The sequence below is a fragment of the Sinorhizobium sp. FG01 genome (assembly GCF_002531875.1).
Classification (GTDB): Bacteria; Pseudomonadota; Alphaproteobacteria; order Rhizobiales; family Rhizobiaceae; genus Sinorhizobium; species Sinorhizobium fredii_C.
Genome location: NZ_NWTB01000013.1, coordinates 112,374 through 130,075 on the forward strand (window position 1 = coordinate 112,374; position 17,702 = coordinate 130,075).

The following is a 17,702-nucleotide window of genomic DNA, read 5'->3' on the forward strand; positions in this document are numbered from 1 at the left end:
ACGCGAATTTTCTTTCACTCTGATAAATTGGAGAACTGGATGTCACTACTCAAATCGATCGACCCAAATCCTTCGTTCGAACCGAAGCACGCGACCCCCGCGCCGGATCGCCTTATCGCCGGTGCGCCCGCGTTCAAGACCTGGGCGCAGGACAGCGACAAAGAGGGCAAGGTGAATACCGGCGTCTGGGAGGCCACTCCCGGCGAGACGCACTCCATCAAGGGCGAAACCTTTGAATTCTGCCACATCCTGCAGGGAGTGGTCGAGCTGACAGAGAAGGGCAAGGAACCGGTCATTTATCGCGCGGGCGACAGCTTCGTGATGAAGCCCGGCTATGTCGGGGTCTGGAAAACAATCGAGACGGTACGGAAAATCTACGTCACCATCACTTAATTGTTGCACCGAAAAGACCGTTCCGACGCACATTACTCAATTTCCATGCGGGTTGGAGTGCCTTGGCAGGGGAGGTCTGCCGGTCCGCAACGCCCGAAAATGGGCTGGGCGATTATTCGCCCAGCCCAACTCGTGCTTCCAGCAGTATGCCCTTTAACAAAGAGCTTGCGCTTCATTGTTGTCGCAGTACAGCCTGAGATCTCATCGCTCACCCGAGGTGGTAAAACCCTGCCGTTGTTTCCAAGGTGAGCGTGGATACCAATGAAACGGATCAACCCATGCAAACCGAAACGTTCGCTCTCGCGCCTTTCGAGGCTCACCATTTGGATGGTGCTTTGGCTCTGTCACGTGCAGCGGGCTGGGCACACAGGAGAGAAGATTGGGAGATGATATGGTCGCTGAGCGAGGGGCGGGTTGCCCTTGTGGGTGATCGTGTCGTAGGCACAGCTCTCATGACTCCCTTCGGCGACACCTGCTCAGCCATCAACATGATTATAGTCGATGAAAGCCAGCGGGGCCGGGGACTCGGAAGACAATTGACCAGCGCCGTGATGGAACTCGCCGGTGATCGGGAATGCCGTTTGACCGCAACAAGTGACGGCTTACCTCTTTACGAAAAGCTGGGGTTCGTTACGACGCATCAAATCGTCCGCCACCAGGGCGTTATTGGCCGCGTCGATACACCTGAAAATGTCGCGTGGATCGGGCCCGACGCCCTGCCGGCAATCAAAGCGCTCGATCGCGCGGCTTTCGGCGCCGACCGCAATGCGCTCCACGATGCGCTGGTGAAGGAGGGTCCCTTCGCCGTTATCCGGAACGATGGCGATATCGTCGCCTTCGCGGCCACGCGTTTTTTCGGGATGGGTGAAGTCATCGGCCCGGTCGTGGCAGAAAACGCGGCACAGGCGAGGGATTTGATTGCCTTCATCCTCTCCGGCAAGGAAGGTCGTTTCGTGCGCATCGACATCCCTGAACAAAGCGGCCTTTCCTCATTGCTCGAAGGCTGCGGGCTGCCTCACGAGGGCGGAGTCATTGCGATGGTTCGGGGTGCAAAAGGCCGGTCTCAGATATCGGCGGTTCGAACTTTCTGCTTGGCGAGCCAGGCTATTGGCTGACTGCACATGTGAGGAGGCCGTTGTCACTGAAACGGATATTGCGGATTCTGTGGCGGAACAGGGGGCTGGAGGGGAAATCGACGAAATTCATCGATCGGGGGGAGCGCAGCGGAAACCCTGACTGAACTCTACCCGCTACCCCGTCGTCTTTGGAGCGCTGGTAGCGACCCGCTCGTCTGCCTCCATTCCGGGTTCATGCTGGCGTGCAGTCACCAACCAGCTCAAGGCTTCCGGAGGAGGCGGACGTAGGATTGCTTAGGTATGACCGACGAGCGCCGCTTCCGACTCTCATAGGATCCCAAGAAGGCAAGAATCTGAAATCCATGCTGCTAAACAGGAGGTTGGCAATGGGTGCAGCGGTTTTGTTGCTTTCGACGGTGCAGCTCTTCGGCAACTTGCACGGCAGGCGAAGGATGCCAATCAGTCCTGGCGGTTGCTGGCTCTTGCAACAATTTATGACGGCGGCTCGGGTACTGCGCGGATCGGCAGCGTGGTTCTGCAGATCGTGCGGGATTGGGTCCTGCGCTTCAACACGCGCGGCCCCGACGGACTTGCGAATCGCAAGGCCCCGCGGTCGGGCGAAGTTGAACCACGCGCAGCGCCAGGCGCTGGCGAAGATCGTCGAGAGCGGGCGGATCCCTCGATCCACGGTGTCGTCCGCTGGCGGCGCAAGGATCTGGTGCAGTGGATCTTTCAGGAATTCCGCATCTCGATCGGTGAGACGACGGTCGGGCGTGAGTTGAAGGCGTTCGGCTTCGCCAAGCTGTCGGCCCGCCCAGGCCACAACGCGCAGAACGACATCGAGGCGGCCGCTTCTAAAAAAGACTTCCCCGCCCCTCTGGCAGAAATCAGAGCCAAGCTCCCGCAGGGCACGGACATCGACTGTGGTGGGCCGACGAAGCGCGGATAGGCCGAAGAACTGGATTACGCGGCGTTGGGCGCGTCGCGGAACCCGGCCATCCGCGTCCGCGGACCAGCGATCCATGTGGGTCTACATCTTCGGCGCCATCTGTCCGGGAAGGGCAAGGGCGTCGGCCTCGTGCTGCCTTGGCGCGACACCGAAGCCATGCAGGGGCACCTCGCCGAAATCAGCCGGGCCGTAATCTGGCCGGATGGCACGTCACGCCGAAGCTCAAGGTACCCGACAACATTACCATGATGTTTCTGCCGCCGCGCTCGCCGGAACTGAACCCCGTAGAGAACGTCTGGCAGTTCATGCGCGACAACTGGCTCTCGAACCGCATCTTCAAGGACTACAACGATATCGTCGCCCATTGCTGCGCTGCATGGAACAAGCTCGTCAATCAACCGTGGCGCATCATGTCCATCGGACTGAACCAGCGGGCCCATGGTGCTGCTCAATGCGCCTTGGTATAGTTCTCGGTCACAATAAACCGTCGCGCCAGTCATCAATCGAGGAAATACTGATCGCCTTATTGGTGATCCTGCATCACCAAAAGCCGTCAGCAAAATTCGATAGCCCGGCCCAGTCGTTTGGCTGTATCACCAAGACAGCCGCACCCAGGACCTGGACTATGCAAACACCTGTCATCCGCCTTGATTTCCGTTCCGATACGGTCACCCGTCCAACCCTTGGCATGCGTGCGGCGATGGCTGCCGCCGAGGTGGGCGACGATGTCCTTGGCGACGATCCCACGATCAAGGCGCTCGAGGCCCGACTTGCCGCACTGTTCGGCAAGGAAGCGGGACTGTTCATGCCAACCGGCACCATGTCCAATCTCGCTGCGATCATGAGCCATTGCCAGCGCGGCGAGGAATTTCTCTGCGCAACCGGAGCTCATACCTATCTGTGGGAAGCCGGAGGCGCTGCGGTGCTGGGCTCGGTCCAGCCGCAACCCTTGCCGGTGCGCGCCGACGGGACAATCCCCATCGAGGACCTTCACGCCGCGGTGAAGGACGACGATCCGCATTTTGCGATCACGCGACTGGTCACCATCGAGAACACGTTCGCCGGGCGGGTCCTGCCGCGCGATCATCTGGCCGAGGTCCTCGAATTTGCGCGGGAGCGGAAGCTCGCCACCCATCTCGATGGTGCGCGGCTGTTCAACGCGGCTGCGGCGCTCGGCGTTGATGTCGGGTACCTGGCAGAGGGCTTCGATAGCGTGTCGCTGTGCCTTTCAAAGGGGCTGGGGGCGCCGCTCGGATCAGTGCTGGTCGGCGATGCCCCATTGATCGCCAGTGCGCGCCGGTGGCGGAAGATGCTTGGCGGCGGAATGCGGCAGGCAGGGATAATTGCGGCGGCTGGGCTGTACGCGCTCGACCACCACGTCGACCGGCTGGCCGAGGACCACGCCAATGCTCGGGTGCTCGCGCAAGCATTTGCGGGAATTGAGGGGCTGAAGGTGACCCCGCCGCAATCAAACGTGGTCTTTGTCGAGCTCGCGCCCTATCTGGCGACCCGGCTGTCCGAGGCGCTACGTGAACTCGGCATCGCGGCGAGTTTCTGGCCCGGTGGGCGCATGCGCTGGGTCACCCATCTCGATGTCAACCGTGCCGCTGTCGACGAGGCCATCGCGGCAGTGCGCGAGATCACTGAGGGCCGGACATGAGAGGCGTCATCGATCCACAATTGATCGTCAGAATAACAAGCGCCACTGTCGCACCAAACAGCCCCTGCGCCGCCATAGCCCCATGACTGCGCCGGCCCGAAGGGGTTTTGGAGAGCGTGCAGACCGGAATGGGCGGTCGGGACTGGCGGAAAGAGTGCCAAGGCAGGGGCGCTTCCCATATTTACCTGAAGAAGCGCCGATATTGTAGGTGGGGTCTGGTGCGCCGCCAAGGCGTTCCGCCTGGCGGGTCCGAACCTGAGAAGCTGATGCAATACTCAGGCAAAGTAGACGTGGAGATGCCGTAGGTGGCAGAGACCTTCACCACGTTATTGGACTGATAAACGACGCTGGTTACGCGTCGAAGAAACATGGAAGCAAGGCATGCATCTGTTCGCACGCAAGGACCTCGAGGAAGCCGCCGCACTCGTTTACCGGCATATGTCACCTACACCGCAATACGTGTGGCCGCAGATCTCGGAAATGGCAGGGGCCGTGGTCTGGATCAAGCACGAGAACCATACGCCGGCCGGCGCTTTCAAGGTCCGCGGCGGAATCACCTTTATGGATTGGCTCCGCCGCAGCGGGCGTTCGACCAGGGGAATCGTCACGGCAACGCGCGGGAATCATGGCCAGCGCCAGGCCCGTGCTGCGCGGGCAGCCGGTCGTGCCGCCAAAATCGTTGTCCCGCACGGCAATTCGGTCGAGAAGAACGCAGCCATGCGGGCCTTTGGCGGCGAGGTCATCGAGTACGGCCGCGACTTCGACGAGGCCCGTACCGAAGCCCGGCGCCTTGCCGCCGAAACCGGCCTATTCCTGGTACCGCCCTTTCACGAGGAGATCGTCCGGGGTGTCTCAAGCTATGGGTTGGAACTCTTCACCGCGGTGCCCGATCTCGATGCCGTCTATGTGCCCATCGGCTGCGGCTCGGGGATTTGCGGCGTCATCACCGCGCGCGAGGCCCTGGGCCTGAAGACGGAAGTGATCGGCGTAGTTTCGACGCACGCGCCGGCCGCGAAGCTCTCCTTCGAGGCCGGACGGCTGATCGAAACCGAAACGGCGCTGACGTTCGCCGACGGCATGGCCGTGCGCATTCCCGTCGAAGAAGCTTTCGCAATGTACTCGAAGGGCGCCTCACGGATCGTCGCCGTCAGCGACGAGGAGGTCGCCGAAGCGATGCGCCTCATCTACCGCGCGACCCACAATGTCGCCGAGGGTGCCGGCGCCGCGTCACTTGCGGCGCTGCTTAAGGAAGCCTCTGTCATGCGCGGCAGAAAAGTCGGCCTTATCTTGAGCGGCGCAAATGTGGACGCCGAGGTCTTCCAGAAAGTACTGGGCGGGGAGACACCACCGGTGGCGACGTAAGGAAGTGACAGTCGGCGGCACGAGAGCTTAAGGCAGAGTTTTCACTATGGCTATCTCGTCGAAGCCGGCCGATGGTGTGAAGGGCCTTTACCTGGCCGCGGGCGGCTCCGGCCACGGCTTCGGGCTCGGGCCGGTATCGGCCGCTTGGCTGCCGACCTGGTTGCCAATGATACCCCGTGTGTCGACCCCAGCTCCTTCCGCCTGTCGCGTGTCGTTGATGGTTCAAAAGTCAAAGTCGGCGCAATCTGATCGGGGGGCCAGATCCAGAGGAAGCCGTTGGGGAGACGCGCAGAGGGAAGCTAGCGGAATGGATGACGATGCATCCTTTTTCTAGCGACGACGCGGATATCACTTTCACTCAGGTAAATAATGGAGAACTAGATGTCCTACTGAAAACCGTCGACCGAATCCATCATTTGAACCGAAGCGTAGAACTGCCGACCCGGATCGCCTCACCGCGGGCAGCCCCGCTTTCAAGACCTGGTTGCAGGACACCGCCAAGGAGAGCAGAGTCAACACCGGCGTCTTCGAGGCGACGCCCGGCGAAACGCACTCCATCAAGGGCGAAACGTTTGAATTTTGCCATCTCGTCCATGGCGTGATCGAATTGACCGAAAAGGGTAAGGAGCCGGTTATTTATCGCGCGGGCGACAGCTTCGTCATGAAGCCCGGCGATGTCGGAGTTTGGAAGACAATCGAGACGGTGCGGAAAATCTCGTCACAGTCACCTGATCATTCGAGGGAGCGATGCCGTTTCGAGGTGCATTGTCTCCTCGTTTCGCGGGAATGGAGCGAGCCGGCAGGCAAGCCCTTCCGATCGGCTCCATCCCCGAATTGAATTGGCGGTTTTATTCGCCCGTGGCGACGCGCAGGGCGAAGCTGGCGGACTGGACTACGAGGAAATCGCCATCGGCGGCGAGCTCGCAGGCATGTCCATAGCTTGGCGCCCTTCGAAGGGCCAAAGCGTTGCAGCCGCCGACGAGGCCGATCCGGGCTACACGGCGAGCGCCCGGTCGAATTTCGGTCTCCTATGGAGCTAGAGCAATTGCTGCCGCCAACACCGCCACTAGAGCTTATCCAAGGTGCGTTGATCCCGACCCATTGTCGATACCGTTTGCTGACGAGGAGGAGTGGCGAAGGCGATGTGGTGCATCGTCGGGCGGCTCCGACGAAGGCCAGCGGGCGGAACCGACTCACGCCGTTTCATATCCGAGTTGGCGCCCGCGTCGCTGGCGAACAGGTGACGCTTCGGGCTCCTCGCCTAGGCGATCAAGTCGAAATCTGTTGCGCCGCCCTCACGCGCGTCATCTTATCGGACATCATCAAATCCCGCCCACCTTGATTCTGGAGCCATCAAAGAAGCGCGACAGCCGGAAGGGCGTGGGGTCAACGCAAGGCTTATCGTTAGCAACCAAGTCAGCTGCCAGGCGGCCGATACCCGGTCCGAGTCCGAAGCCGTGGCCGGAGCCACCCGCGGCCAGGTATAGGCCCTTCACACCATCGGCCGGCGAGATGACCGGCACCGCGTCCGGCGTGCAATCCACATAGGCTCCCCAACTGTCGGCGACTTCGATGCCCGCCAGCGCAGGGAACTGCTCCGTGACACCTTTCAGAATAGCCGCGATCGTACGGCGGCTCGGCGTTGGGTCGAGAACGCGCATTCGCTCGAAGGGCGATTGCGTATCCTTGTTCCAACTCGCGAGCGCTTCCGGTCCACGGAACATGGATTTGCCGACACCGATCTGGATCGCTTTCAGACGCGCCAGGAACATCGGCATGAACCAGCGGGCGTAGCGAATGCCTTGCGGGGTGATGTCGAGCATCGCCCTGCCGCTGATCGCAAGCGTGTAGCTGCCATCCAACCGACGGGTCAACGCACACTGCGGCGTATAGATCGCCTCACCCAGATCCCTTGTGGGTCGCGTACGAAGCGCCGTCTGACGCACGCTCGCCTGCGGAAACAGAACTCCGTACTGGCGACAAAACATCGACGTCCAGGCGCCGCCGGCGCAGAGAACGGCTTGTGTCCGGATGGTTCCTTTTTCGGTGATCACCCCGGCCACCGCGCCATTGACCAGATCGAGCCCTCGGGCGGCGCACTCCTGGTGGATGGTCGCCCCGAATTTGCGAGCGCCATCCGCGATCGTCGGCGCGGCGATGGCGGGTTCGGCCTTGCCGTCATCGATCGAATGCACTCCGCCGAGCCATCGGCGGCCGTTCGCCGGAATCGCGGCAGCCGCTTCCTTGGCGCTCAGCATCCTGGTATTGACGTTGAACGGGCGAGCCATGTCACGCCATGCTTCCCATTCCGCCAGCTGCCGCGGATCATCGGTAGCGTAGAGCAGGCCGCATCGGCGGAAGCCGACGTCCTCTCCGATCTTCGCCGCAAACTCATCCCAAACTTGCAAAGCGACGCCCGAGAGCGGCAGCTCGCGCTCGTCCCGGTTCTGCCGCCGGCACCAGCCCCAGTTGCGGCTCGACTGCTCGCCTCCGACATGGCCCTTTTCGACCAGGGCGACGGACAGTCCCCGCTCCGCGAGAAGGAAAGCTGCCGTTGCGCCGACGATGCCGCCGCCGATGACCACGGCATCCGCCTTGGCGGGAAGCTCTTGATCGTTCTGTATGCGTTTGACAATTGGAGACATGGGGCTGACCTGAACTTTGGCGGCCGATTTATACGGCCCTGTTTCCTGCCCCTCCGGCAGGAGCATCTGAGGCAATGACGGCTATCGCATCGACTTCGACGAGATAGCCATAGTGAAGTTCCGGCACCGGAACGACGGTACGAGCCGGACGGGAATCCCCTAGTCGCGCCGCATAAACCTGGTTGAAGCGAGGCCAATTGGCCACGCCGACGATGTAGGCGGTCACCCTAACGAGATCGGCCGCGGTTCCGCCTGCGGCTTCCAGAATCGCCAGCAAGTTGTCGAGGGCCTGCGCCGCCTGGGTCTCGAAGCTGTTATCCGCCAGGGCCTCTCCACCCGTGCGGATCGGGAGCTGACCCGAAATGTAGAGATGCTGACCGACGAGCTTCGCTTGTGAGTAGTGGCCCGCCGGGCTTGGTGCTCGATCGGTATTCACAGTCATGGACTTGGGCATCACCAGCCTCCGAAGCGGGTCCAGCGGGTCTCGACAGCGTGCGAGCGGCCGCGGACCACGTGATAGGTTTCGTGCTGCGCAGCGGTCGCACAGGCGTGGTTTGGCAGGATCCGCACCCGGTCTCCGACCGCCAAATCCGGCAGACGTGCGTTCGATCCGGGACGCACGGCGACGATTCCGTGTTCCTGGTTCGCGTCGGCAACGATGACGTCTTGATAGGGCGTGCCATCCACGTCACAGACCAGACCATAGCCCTGGTCGACGGCCTGCTTACCAGTGCCACGGTCCCGCGACAGCGACATCCATCCGCCATCAGTTATGATCCACCCTTTCTCGCGCTGGTGTCCGATGACGGTCGCAAGCACGCTGAGCGCGATGTCGTCGATTTGGCAGACACCGAGCCCAGCCATCACCAGGTCGAAGAAGACGAAGACGCCCGCGCGGACTTCCGTCACTCCAGCGAGATCCGTCGCGTGATGGGCCGTCGGTGTCGAGCCGACGCTGACGACCGGGCAGGGCAGCCCCGCGGTCCGCAGAATGCGCGCCGCCTCCACGACGGCCAATCGTTCCGTCCCCGCGGAGAGCCGCAGCGCCTCGACACCTCCGCCCTTATAGCTGTCGCCGGCGTGGGTGAGGACTCCACGCAGCTCAGCACCTGCCGTCAGCGCCTGCCCGATTTCCACCAGCTGCGCCTGGTTAGTGGGTCGCACACCGGAGCGGTGGCCGTCGCAATCGATCTCGATCATGGCCGGGATGCGCGTCCCGGACCGCCGAGACGCCTCGGCCACCGCTCGCGCCTGCTGAACAGTATCCAGAGTGACCACGAGATCGACGCCGCTTGCCCGCAGCTCCGCGACACGCGCGAGCTTCGCTGGAGCGATGCCGACTGCATAGATCATGTCCCGGACGCCTGCCGCCGCGAACTGTTCAGCCTCCTTCAGGGTAGAGACGGTTGCCGGTCCCGCCGGCGAGCTCATCACCCGCCGTGCCACTTCGATCGACTTGGCGGTCTTCAAATGCGGCCGGAGTGCCACTCCCATGGCGTCAAGTCGGCTTCTGAGCCGCTGAACATTCCTGTCCATTCGGCCAGCGTCCAGGACCAAGCAGGGTGTTTCCAGGTCCTCAAGGCTGGTCGAGGCGGCCAGCCGGGGTGTGGGCTCGATCGTCGCTTGGACCATGATCTGATCTCCAATTCGGGATTTCACCTTGCAGTCAAACCATAAAGATGACAATTAATGACAAGTGAATGTTTGCTTCAGGTGTTCATTAATGTTGACGTCCGATGACCTTGCCTTCTTTTCGGTGCTGACAGGCTCGAAATCTCTCGCGGAAAGCGCGAGAAAGCTGAACGTCACGCCTCCGGCAGTGACACAGCGCCTGCGAGCGCTGGAAGAGAAGGTCGGGGTGCGGCTGATCGATCGGTCCGGACGGCGGCTGCGCCTCACGGAAGAGGGCTCGTTGGTTGCTTCTCACAGCGTTATCGTCAGCGAGACCATCGATTCGCTTGCCGAAGCCCTAGCTGATCGCAGAGGCGCGGTTCGCGGGCACCTCAGGGTCGCCGCACCACACGGCTTTGGACGGCTCTATGTGGCCCCGGTCGTGGAAGCGTTCGCACGAGAGCACGGCGGCGCAACCGCTACGCTGCAGTTGTCCGATCATCCGGCGGCTCTGCTCGTCGAAAGCTATGATGTCGTTGTTCACATTGGGGCGCCGGGGCATCTGGACCAGGTCGTCACGACACTGGCGCCGAACCCTCGAATACTCTGCGCAAGTCCGAGGTACCTCGACTCGGCACCGCCCATTTCAGCGCCCGCCGATCTTGCTCAACATCGCTGTCTTGCCGTTCGGGAAAACGACGAGGACGTGACGCTGTGGCGCTTCAAGGGGCCGCGACAGGAGATGGCGACGGTGCGCGTCAATCCGGTCATGTCGAGCAACGATGGTGCCGTCATCCGCGAGTGGGCGCTTGCCGGTCAGGGCATCATGATCCGTTCCGAGTGGAACGTGGCAGAAGATCTCGCTGACGGACGGCTGCAGCAGGTGCTGCCCAACTGGAAGCTCCCACCGGCCGACATCGTCGCGATGCTCGGCTCGCGTCACGGGCGAAGCGCCCGGACTACTGCCTTCCTGACGATGCTTCGACAAGCGCTGAAGCCGCCGCCCTGGCAAGCGGCTTGTTCGGAACCGGGTGGTCAATAGCCCAGGATGGACTTCGTCTCGAGATACTCCTCAAGCCCGTGCACGCCATATTCGCGCCCATTGCCCGAGTGCTTGTAGCCACCGAACGCGGCCGTCCCGTCCCACGCCGGATAGTTGATGTGAACCTGCCCGGCGCGGATCCGCGCGGCGACTCGTCGAGCCCGCTCCGGATCCGGGGACTGGACATGGGCTCCCAGTCCATAGACCGTGTCGTTGGCGATCGTGATTGCCTCTTCTTCGTCCCGGTAGGGCATGATCGCAAGGACCGGCCCAAAGATCTCCTCGCGAGCGACGCGCATCTCTGGCCGAACCTCGGAAAAAATCGTCGGCTGCGTGAAGAAGCCTCGATCGAGACCTGCCGGGCGTCCCAGTCCGCCGCACAGGAGCTTCGCGCCTTCGTCGATTCCCGCCCGGATCATGGTCTGCACCCGCTCATACTGGGCGCGATTGGCAATGGGCCCCATGGTGGTCGCCGGATCCCTCGGATCGCCGACGCGGATGGCATGTGCGGTTTTGCTGGCCAGATCCTCGACCTCGGCGAGCCGATGGGCGGGCACGAGCATGCGTGTCGGGGCGCTGCACGACTGGCCGACATTGCGCATTCCGGCAAGGACGCCTTTCGGTACCGCCTCGGCGAAATCAGCATCATCGAGCAGGATGTTGGGTGATTTGCCGCCAAGTTCCTGGACCACCCGCTTGACCGTCGGGGCCGCCGCCTGCGCGACGAGTACCCCCGCACGCGTCGAGCCGGTGATTGAGATCATGTCGACCTCTGGGTGGCTGGAGAGAGCTGCGCCGACACTCTCTCCAGTGCCATTGACCAGGTTGAACACGCCTGGCGGAGTGCCGGCATCATGCATCAGTTGGGCGAAGAGCAAGGCGCTGTAGGGGGACAGCTCGCTGGGTTTGAGGACGACGGTGCAGCCCGCCGCGATGGCCGGGGCGGCCTTGGCGGTGATCTGGTAGAGTGGCCAGTTCCACGGGGTGATCAGGGCGCAAACGCCGATCGGCTCCTTGGCCGTTGCGGTGCGCCCATCGACCGTCACGAACCGGTAGTTCTCGAGCACCTCCATCTGGACACGAATGTGTTCCGCGGCAAAAGGAACCTGCGAGGCCCGCGCAAAGCTGATCGCCGCCCCCATCTCCATCACGAGCGCTTCGGCGAACAGCTCCGCTCTCTCCTTCAGGAGCGAATGCACCCTGCCGAGGAGCTCAAGCCTCTCGGGCACAGATGATTGAGAGAAGGCCGGGAAGGCCTTGCGCGCTGCCGCAACCGCGAGATCGACGTGGTTTGCCTCTCCGGCGGCGATATGTCCGACAACCCGTTCCGAGGCGGGATCAACGACGGGCAGACTCGTTGCGTCCGCGTGTTCTTGCCACTCCCCGCCAATATAGAACTGGGTTCCTCGTTCGGTTATCGTCATTTGAACCTCTTGGTAGTGCCATGCGGCCGGGGCGGGCCTGCGTCAGAAGCATGCCTCATTTCACCTGAAGGCGACAATTTATCTCGCCTGAATGTCGGCTTAAGAAGGGCGTTAACAAACCCATCCACGCGCTCGATGTCGAGGCACAGCTGATCCTTTCGGGCGACGTCAAAACAAGATGTGCCTTTGTTTGCGGCGCTCTATTTTCGGATTACCGAGGAGAGAGCAAAGGCAGTCAGTGTATCGCGCACCCCGGGCATCTCAGCTATCAGCTGCCAAATCTGCCGGATGCGATCAGCCTCGGGAGACTCGACCCTGACGAGGAGATCGAAGTCGCCGGTCATAACGTCGCAAGCGACGACTTCCGGGATTTTCCGCAGCGCCTGGATGACGTCGCCGCCCCTCATGCGATCGTGCCGGTAAACGAAGATCAGTGCGGTCGTAACGTGTTGGCTACTCCCATCGCCGGTCACGATCGTATATCCTTTGATGAAGCCTTGTCGCTCCAGTCGCTCGATCCGCACTCGCACGGCGTTGCGCGAAAGATTCACCTTCGCCGACAACTCCGCGTGCGAGATCCGGGCGTTGGCTTTCAATTCGACGAGTATCTGTTCGTCAGTTCGATCGAGAAGATATTTCATGGGGTTGAAGCCGGTCGATCAGCCTAGAATGTCGGGCGTTACTGACCGATAAGCTACCATGGCGATTTCCGGTAGGAAGGTTTTTTCCTTTTGGCTTGCCAAACGCTTCGATGTTGAAGCCATTATGAAACCCGGCAATGCCTCTTTTTCCGCGCCGGTCAGTCTTCGGACCTCTTCATAACCCTGCAGTAGCGCGCGCGCCCGCTCTTTGTTCAGTTCTCCGTTGGATTCCCCCGCCCAACCGACAATCACATCCGCAACCTCCGACAACAGCGTATCATCGTGCCGCAGTCTGAAGTTAATGACCCCGCTTACTTCATCTCCAAGGAAAAAGATATTCTCGTGGACCAACGCGCCGTGAATAGCCCCAGACGGTAGATCTGTTGATGTGCACTTCGCCTTTCGTTCCAAAACAGTATGGACTTGAGCCATCACACGACCCAGGTTTCGGCATTTTGCCGCGCCTGCAATGCTGGACGAGGAGCCCGGTACGAAGCTGACGACCGCAACCAATCGACCTGCGGCCCGGCACGTGGCGTTGCCGTCGTGGGTGCGCAGCGGCTTGGGGCAGGGGACGCCCTTTCGATAGAGCGCCTCCATCGTTTCGAAAGCTCTTTCCAGATCTAAAGGCTGGGCTCCGTTCTCGAAAAGCGTAACGATGAATTCGCCTTCCTTGGCGCGAAACAGGTAGGTCGTCTCGCTGTCGCCGTCAGCGATCCCAATCACTGACAAAAGCGACCTAAACCCATAGGCTGCAGTGATCGACTGGCGATCTTCATCAGAAAGCTCGGTAAAAACAGCCATTTTCCTACCCTATCAGGCCGACGAACTCAGGGACGTTTTGCGAACGCTGCCTTCAAAGAGCTCGTCAATTTGGCCAGGCGCCAAAATTCCTTCCTCTTCCACAACCTGCCGCAATTCCCGCTTTTCAGTCAGCGCCTTTTTGGAAAGATACGCTGCCTTGCTATACCCGATAAGCATTGCCAACGGCGTCGCGAGCACGAGAGACTGGTCTAGGAGGGCCTTGCAGCGGTCGACGTCGACTTCAATACCCTCGATGCATCGCTGCTTAAAAATCTCCATCCCCCGCGTCAGCATCCGCATGGACTGAAGGATGTTGAGAACCATCACTGGCTCCATTGCATTCAGTTGCAACTGCCCCGCGCTGGCCGCGAGCGTTACCGTGAGATCATTTCCGATAACCTGGAACCCGATCTGGTTCATCATTTCCGGAATGACGGGATTGACTTTGCCGGGCATGATTGAGGATCCCGCTTGCACAGGCGGCAGTCGGATTTCACCCAGGCCCCCGCGAGGCCCACTGCTCAAGAGACGCAAATCATTGCAGATCTTGGTCAGCTTCACTGCAATTCGTTTCAGAACGCCGGAGAACGAAACGAACCCGCCCGCATCAGATGTGGCCTCAATCAGGTTTCGGGCTGGAATGACGTGGATCCCCGAAATCTGCGCCAGGTGCACGCAAGCTGCGGCGGAAAAACCGGGAGGCACGTTGATTGAGGTGCCGATCGCAGATCCACCGAGATTGACTTCTTTCAACAGCTTGGAAGCCGACTGCAGTTGGATGATATCTTCGTCGATGAGCTCCGCGAATGCTTCAAATTCCTGCCCAACTGTCATCGGAACAGCATCCTGCAACTGAGTGCGGCCGACCTTCAGCGCAGTCGCATATTCACTCGCCCTTGCACGGAATGCGTCGCGCAAGCCGACCTGGGACGCTATCAGTCCGTCACAAGCGCGAAGAATAGTCAGACGGAGCGCGGTGGGATAGACATCGTTGGTCGACTGGGAAAGGTTCACATCATCATTGGGATGCAACTTTGCGTAGTCGCCCACATTGGCCCCGAGCTTCAAGAGCGCGAGGTTAGTTACAACCTCATTAACATTCATATTCGTGGACGTGCCAGCGCCGCCCTGCATCATATCGATCGGGAAGTTCTCATCGACACCCTTCAGCTCGATGAGATCATCGCAGGCCTCGGAGATCGCCGATGCTTTTTCCACCGGGAGAAGACCAAGCTCAGCGTTCGCGAGCGCTGCCGCTTTCTTGACCATAGCCATAGATTGGATAAGTTCGGGAAAGTCTTTCAGCCGAAGACCCGAAACGTCAAAGTTGAGCTCGGCTCGACGAGTGTGGACGCCGTACAGAACATTGCTAGGGATCGGAAGGGACCCGATCAAGTCGGCCTCTATGCGTTCAGTTCCCATTCTCTACTCTCCCTGATCCAGAATTCCGGCGTGGTGCATTGCATCAGTGATTGCCTTTTGAGCAGGCGGGCTCAACTAGACGCACCGATGAGCTGAGCTGAAGGAAGCGGCGCCTGTCACCGCTTCAGCCGATTGATGCAGACGACCTTCGGCTGGGTCATGTCTTCATAGGCAAACCGAACGCCTTCACGTCCCATGCTGCCATATTTGAAGCCGCCAAAGGGCATCGCGTCGAACCGATAGTCGGACGAGTCATTGATCATGACGCCCCCGGCGTCGATTTGATTGGCGGCATCGAGAGCCTCCTCCAGATCATTGGTGAAGATACCAGCGTGGAGGCTGTATTCCGGGCTGTTTGCCAGCTGGATTGCCTCATCCAGTTCATCGAACGGCTGCAGGATGACAATCGGTGCAAAGACCTCCTCAATCCACAGGTCGCACGTTGCTGGCGCATTCTCCAGTATTGTTGGCGGGTAGAGAGTGCCGGAGGGCTTGTGCCCGCAAACGAGCGTAGCGCCAGCGGCGATTGCGCGCTCGACCATGGCAGCAGCTCGGGCGACCGCCTTTTCGGAAATCATTGGCCCCACGTCGGTATCTACGTCCATCGGATTACCGGTCTTGAGCTTTGCAGTCCGATCGACGAAGTCTGCCTTGAACCGCTCATAGATGGGGCGCTGGACCAGAATTCGCTGCGTGCCGATGCAGTTCTGGCCGGCCGCCCAGTAGGCACCCGACACGCATCCTTCAACCGCCGCGTCAAAGTCGCTGTTTCCCATAACGATAACCGGTGCATTTCCGCCGAGATCCATCGCGAGCTTCTTGATGCCGGCACTCTTCGCAATGGCCTCGCCGGTCTTAAAACCACCCGTGAAGGAGATCATCCGAACGTCCCTGGCCGAAACGAGCGATTTGCCCAGGTCTGCCCCGCCGACAGCTACCGTGATGACTGCCTCCGGCAACCCGCTTTCGAGTAGCACTTCCACCAGCTTGATGGCCGACAAAGGCGTAAGCTCCGACGGCTTCAGGAGTACGGCATTGCCGCCGGCGATCGCGGGCCCGAGCTTGTGGGCCACGAGATTGAGCGGGTCGTTGTAAGGCGTGATCGCAGTGATGATGCCGAGCGGCTCCCGTGTGTACCAGCCCTGACGGGATTCCGACCCGGCATAGGAATCAAAGGGGATCACCTCGCCAGCATTTCGCTTCGCTTCATCCGCCGAAAGCTTCAACGTATTGACACACCGCGTAGCCTCCTTGCGGGCCTGGGTGATTGTCTTCCCGGCTTCCCGCACGATTAGGAGTGCAAATTCCTCCTTTCGGGCTTCAACAGCTGCTGCCGCCTTTTCGAGAATTGCGGAGCGCTCATGGCGGGTCAGGGATCGTGCGATCTGCGCACCCCGATTGGCGCGCTCAAGCAGCAGGTTCACGCTGTCCGTGCTGGTCTCAGAAACCGTTCCGACAAAGCTGCCGTCGAACGGATTGCTGATAATGATCTCGTCTACGGAGGTCTTCTTGCTGAGAGCGAGGCTCTGCATCATGCGGCCTCCTTCGTAGCGGTGCCTGCCTGGGCTTTGTGAATGGCGACGATATCGGACAGCAGCGCATAAGCGGTCTCAACCCGGCCGGCCCCAGGGCCGGTGATGGTGACGCGACCGAGTAGTTCGGTGTCAAGCGATACCGCATTGGACGCGCCGTTTACACCGGCGAGTGGATGCTCGAAGGGAAGCTGCTTCGGAGAAACGCTGCTAGTTACCGTCCCGTCTTCATTCCGAACCGCCGATCCGATTAACTTCCAACGGCTATTTGCTGCGGCTGCGGCTTCGATATCGGAAGGACAAAGCCTGGAGATGCCCGTGCACGTGACTTCTTCGGGCTTGAGGCTTGCCCCCAGCAACTCGTTTGCCAGGATCACCACCTTGAGGCGAACGTCAAAGCCTTCCACATCGGCGGTTGGATCGGCTTCCGCATAGCCGAGTATCTGGGCTTCCCTGACCGCAGTGGCGAAGTCAAGGCCGCATTCCATGCGGCCGAGGACGAAGTTCGAAGTACCGTTCAAGATCCCCTCGAAACCCTTCACCTCTGCGCCGACGAGCGTCTTTTCCGCCATGCGGATGACAGGGGTTCCACTCATGACGGAGCCTTCATATTCGAAATGAACGCCGTTCGCCTTTGCAAGGGCCTTCAGTTCCTGGGCAGCGATCGCGACCGGCCCTTTGTTCGTGGTGACGACATGCTTGCCGGACTGCAGCGCCCAGCGGCAGTGCGAAACAGCTGGCTCGCCGTCCTTCGGGTTTGTAAATGTCGCTTCCACGATGATGTCGGCAGGCGCCGTCTTGATGATGGCCTCGTTGTCGGCTTCCGCGGTGCCGCCAGAAAGCTGCCCGAACCCGCCTTTCGCGAAGTTCGCTTCAACCAGGGTCTTGGCATCAAGGCCGTTCGGCGAAATAACGGACCCGAGATAGAGGTCGCTGACAGCTACGATGTTCAGGCGGAACCCGAGGTCTCGTTCCCAGAGAGGGTTCTTCGTCGCAATGAGTTCGGTGAGAGCGCGATTGACGCCACCAAATCCGATAAGAGCAATGTTGTAGATTGTCATTTGGATTCTCCGGTGAAGCATTGTGTTCCGCAATGATGAGATGCAGACCGCTTCGTCGGAACGGCACAAACAGACCAATC

15 protein-coding genes and 3 pseudogenes are annotated in these 17,702 nt (G+C 60.7%); 9 read left to right on the top strand and 9 right to left on the bottom strand.

From position 1 onward, the window contains the following. The first annotated feature begins 39 nt into the window (after nucleotides 1–39). The 8 genes and pseudogenes from CO656_RS21830 (at nucleotide 40) to CO656_RS30300 (ending at nucleotide 6,480) form a co-directional block, all read left to right on the top strand. Nucleotides 40–393 (top strand): cupin domain-containing protein, encoded by a 354-nt coding sequence (locus CO656_RS21830; RefSeq protein WP_037425827.1) that lies wholly within the window; start codon nucleotides 40–42, stop codon nucleotides 391–393. Between the two features lie 278 nt (nucleotides 394–671). Next, on the top strand, nucleotides 672–1,508 hold the full coding sequence (locus CO656_RS21835; protein ID WP_097527118.1) for a GNAT family N-acetyltransferase: 837 nt from the start codon (nucleotides 672–674) through the stop codon (nucleotides 1,506–1,508). A gap of 319 nt (nucleotides 1,509–1,827) precedes the next feature. Further along, nucleotides 1,828–2,885, top strand: a pseudogene (locus CO656_RS21840) (IS630 family transposase). Then, nucleotides 2,870–4,078, top strand: coding sequence for a low-specificity L-threonine aldolase (gene ltaE / locus CO656_RS21845; protein WP_234819548.1), 1,209 nt, complete (start codon nucleotides 2,870–2,872; stop codon nucleotides 4,076–4,078). Before CO656_RS21840 ends, ltaE begins: the two are co-directional and overlap by 16 nt. Nucleotides 4,079–4,459: 381 nt before the next feature. Then, nucleotides 4,460–5,440, top strand: a complete 981-nt coding sequence (locus tag CO656_RS21850) for a threonine dehydratase (RefSeq protein WP_097527120.1) — start codon at nucleotides 4,460–4,462, stop codon at nucleotides 5,438–5,440. Nucleotides 5,441–5,504: 64 nt separating this feature from the next. Further along, nucleotides 5,505–5,689: pseudogene (locus CO656_RS30920) on the top strand (D-amino-acid oxidase); the annotation flags it as partial. Between the two features lie 154 nt (nucleotides 5,690–5,843). Next, nucleotides 5,844–6,155, top strand: a pseudogene (locus CO656_RS31420) (cupin domain-containing protein); the annotation flags it as partial. A 124-nt stretch (nucleotides 6,156–6,279) separates the two neighbouring features. Then, the gene (locus CO656_RS30300) at nucleotides 6,280–6,480 is read left to right on the top strand and encodes a hypothetical protein (RefSeq protein WP_097527121.1); all 201 of its coding nucleotides are present in this window, start codon (nucleotides 6,280–6,282) and stop codon (nucleotides 6,478–6,480) included. Nucleotides 6,481–6,762: 282 nt separating this feature from the next. On the opposite strand, the gene CO656_RS21870 is transcribed toward CO656_RS30300, so the two are convergent. From CO656_RS21870 to CO656_RS21880, 3 genes are read right to left on the bottom strand one after another with little or no spacing between them, the layout of a single operon-like run. After that, nucleotides 6,763–8,085, bottom strand: a complete 1,323-nt coding sequence (locus CO656_RS21870; protein ID WP_037425815.1) for an FAD-binding oxidoreductase — start codon at nucleotides 8,083–8,085, stop codon at nucleotides 6,763–6,765. Nucleotides 8,086–8,113: 28 nt separating this feature from the next. Beyond that, nucleotides 8,114–8,539 carry a RidA family protein gene (locus tag CO656_RS21875; RefSeq protein ID WP_097527122.1) on the bottom strand — a complete coding sequence of 142 codons (426 nt, stop codon included), beginning with the start codon at nucleotides 8,537–8,539 and terminating at the stop codon, nucleotides 8,114–8,116. Next, a complete protein-coding gene (locus CO656_RS21880) occupies nucleotides 8,539–9,717 on the bottom strand; it encodes a DSD1 family PLP-dependent enzyme (RefSeq protein WP_097527123.1) in 1,179 nt (392 codons plus the stop codon). Before CO656_RS21880 ends, CO656_RS21875 begins: the two co-directional genes overlap by 1 nt. 91 nt (nucleotides 9,718–9,808) lie before the next feature. On the opposite strand from CO656_RS21880, the gene CO656_RS21885 reads away from it, so the two are divergent. Next, the gene (locus tag CO656_RS21885) at nucleotides 9,809–10,738 is read left to right on the top strand and encodes a LysR family transcriptional regulator (RefSeq protein WP_037425807.1); all 930 of its coding nucleotides are present in this window, start codon (nucleotides 9,809–9,811) and stop codon (nucleotides 10,736–10,738) included. On the opposite strand, the gene CO656_RS21890 is transcribed toward CO656_RS21885, so the two are convergent. From CO656_RS21890 to CO656_RS21915, 6 genes are all read right to left on the bottom strand, one after another. After that, nucleotides 10,732–12,162 carry an aldehyde dehydrogenase family protein gene (locus tag CO656_RS21890; RefSeq protein ID WP_097527124.1) on the bottom strand — a complete coding sequence of 477 codons (1,431 nt, stop codon included), beginning with the start codon at nucleotides 12,160–12,162 and terminating at the stop codon, nucleotides 10,732–10,734. The genes CO656_RS21885 and CO656_RS21890 overlap by 7 nt on opposite strands. 200 nt (nucleotides 12,163–12,362) lie before the next feature. Beyond that, nucleotides 12,363–12,803 (bottom strand): Lrp/AsnC family transcriptional regulator, encoded by a 441-nt coding sequence (locus CO656_RS21895; RefSeq protein ID WP_037425803.1) that lies wholly within the window; start codon nucleotides 12,801–12,803, stop codon nucleotides 12,363–12,365. Nucleotides 12,804–12,821: 18 nt separating this feature from the next. Further along, entirely contained in the window at nucleotides 12,822–13,607 is a 786-nt protein-coding gene (locus CO656_RS21900; RefSeq protein ID WP_097527125.1) for a homoserine kinase, read from the bottom strand. A 12-nt stretch (nucleotides 13,608–13,619) separates the two neighbouring features. Further along, a complete protein-coding gene (locus tag CO656_RS21905; protein ID WP_097527126.1) occupies nucleotides 13,620–15,029 on the bottom strand; it encodes an aspartate ammonia-lyase in 1,410 nt (469 codons plus the stop codon). A gap of 116 nt (nucleotides 15,030–15,145) precedes the next feature. Next, the gene (locus tag CO656_RS21910) at nucleotides 15,146–16,564 is read right to left on the bottom strand and encodes an aldehyde dehydrogenase family protein (protein ID WP_179864819.1); all 1,419 of its coding nucleotides are present in this window, start codon (nucleotides 16,562–16,564) and stop codon (nucleotides 15,146–15,148) included. Continuing rightward, complete coding sequence (locus tag CO656_RS21915; protein ID WP_179864823.1) at nucleotides 16,561–17,622, bottom strand: homoserine dehydrogenase; 1,062 nt, start codon at nucleotides 17,620–17,622, stop codon at nucleotides 16,561–16,563. Before CO656_RS21915 ends, CO656_RS21910 begins: the two co-directional genes overlap by 4 nt. Nucleotides 17,623–17,702: the final 80 nt, after the last annotated feature.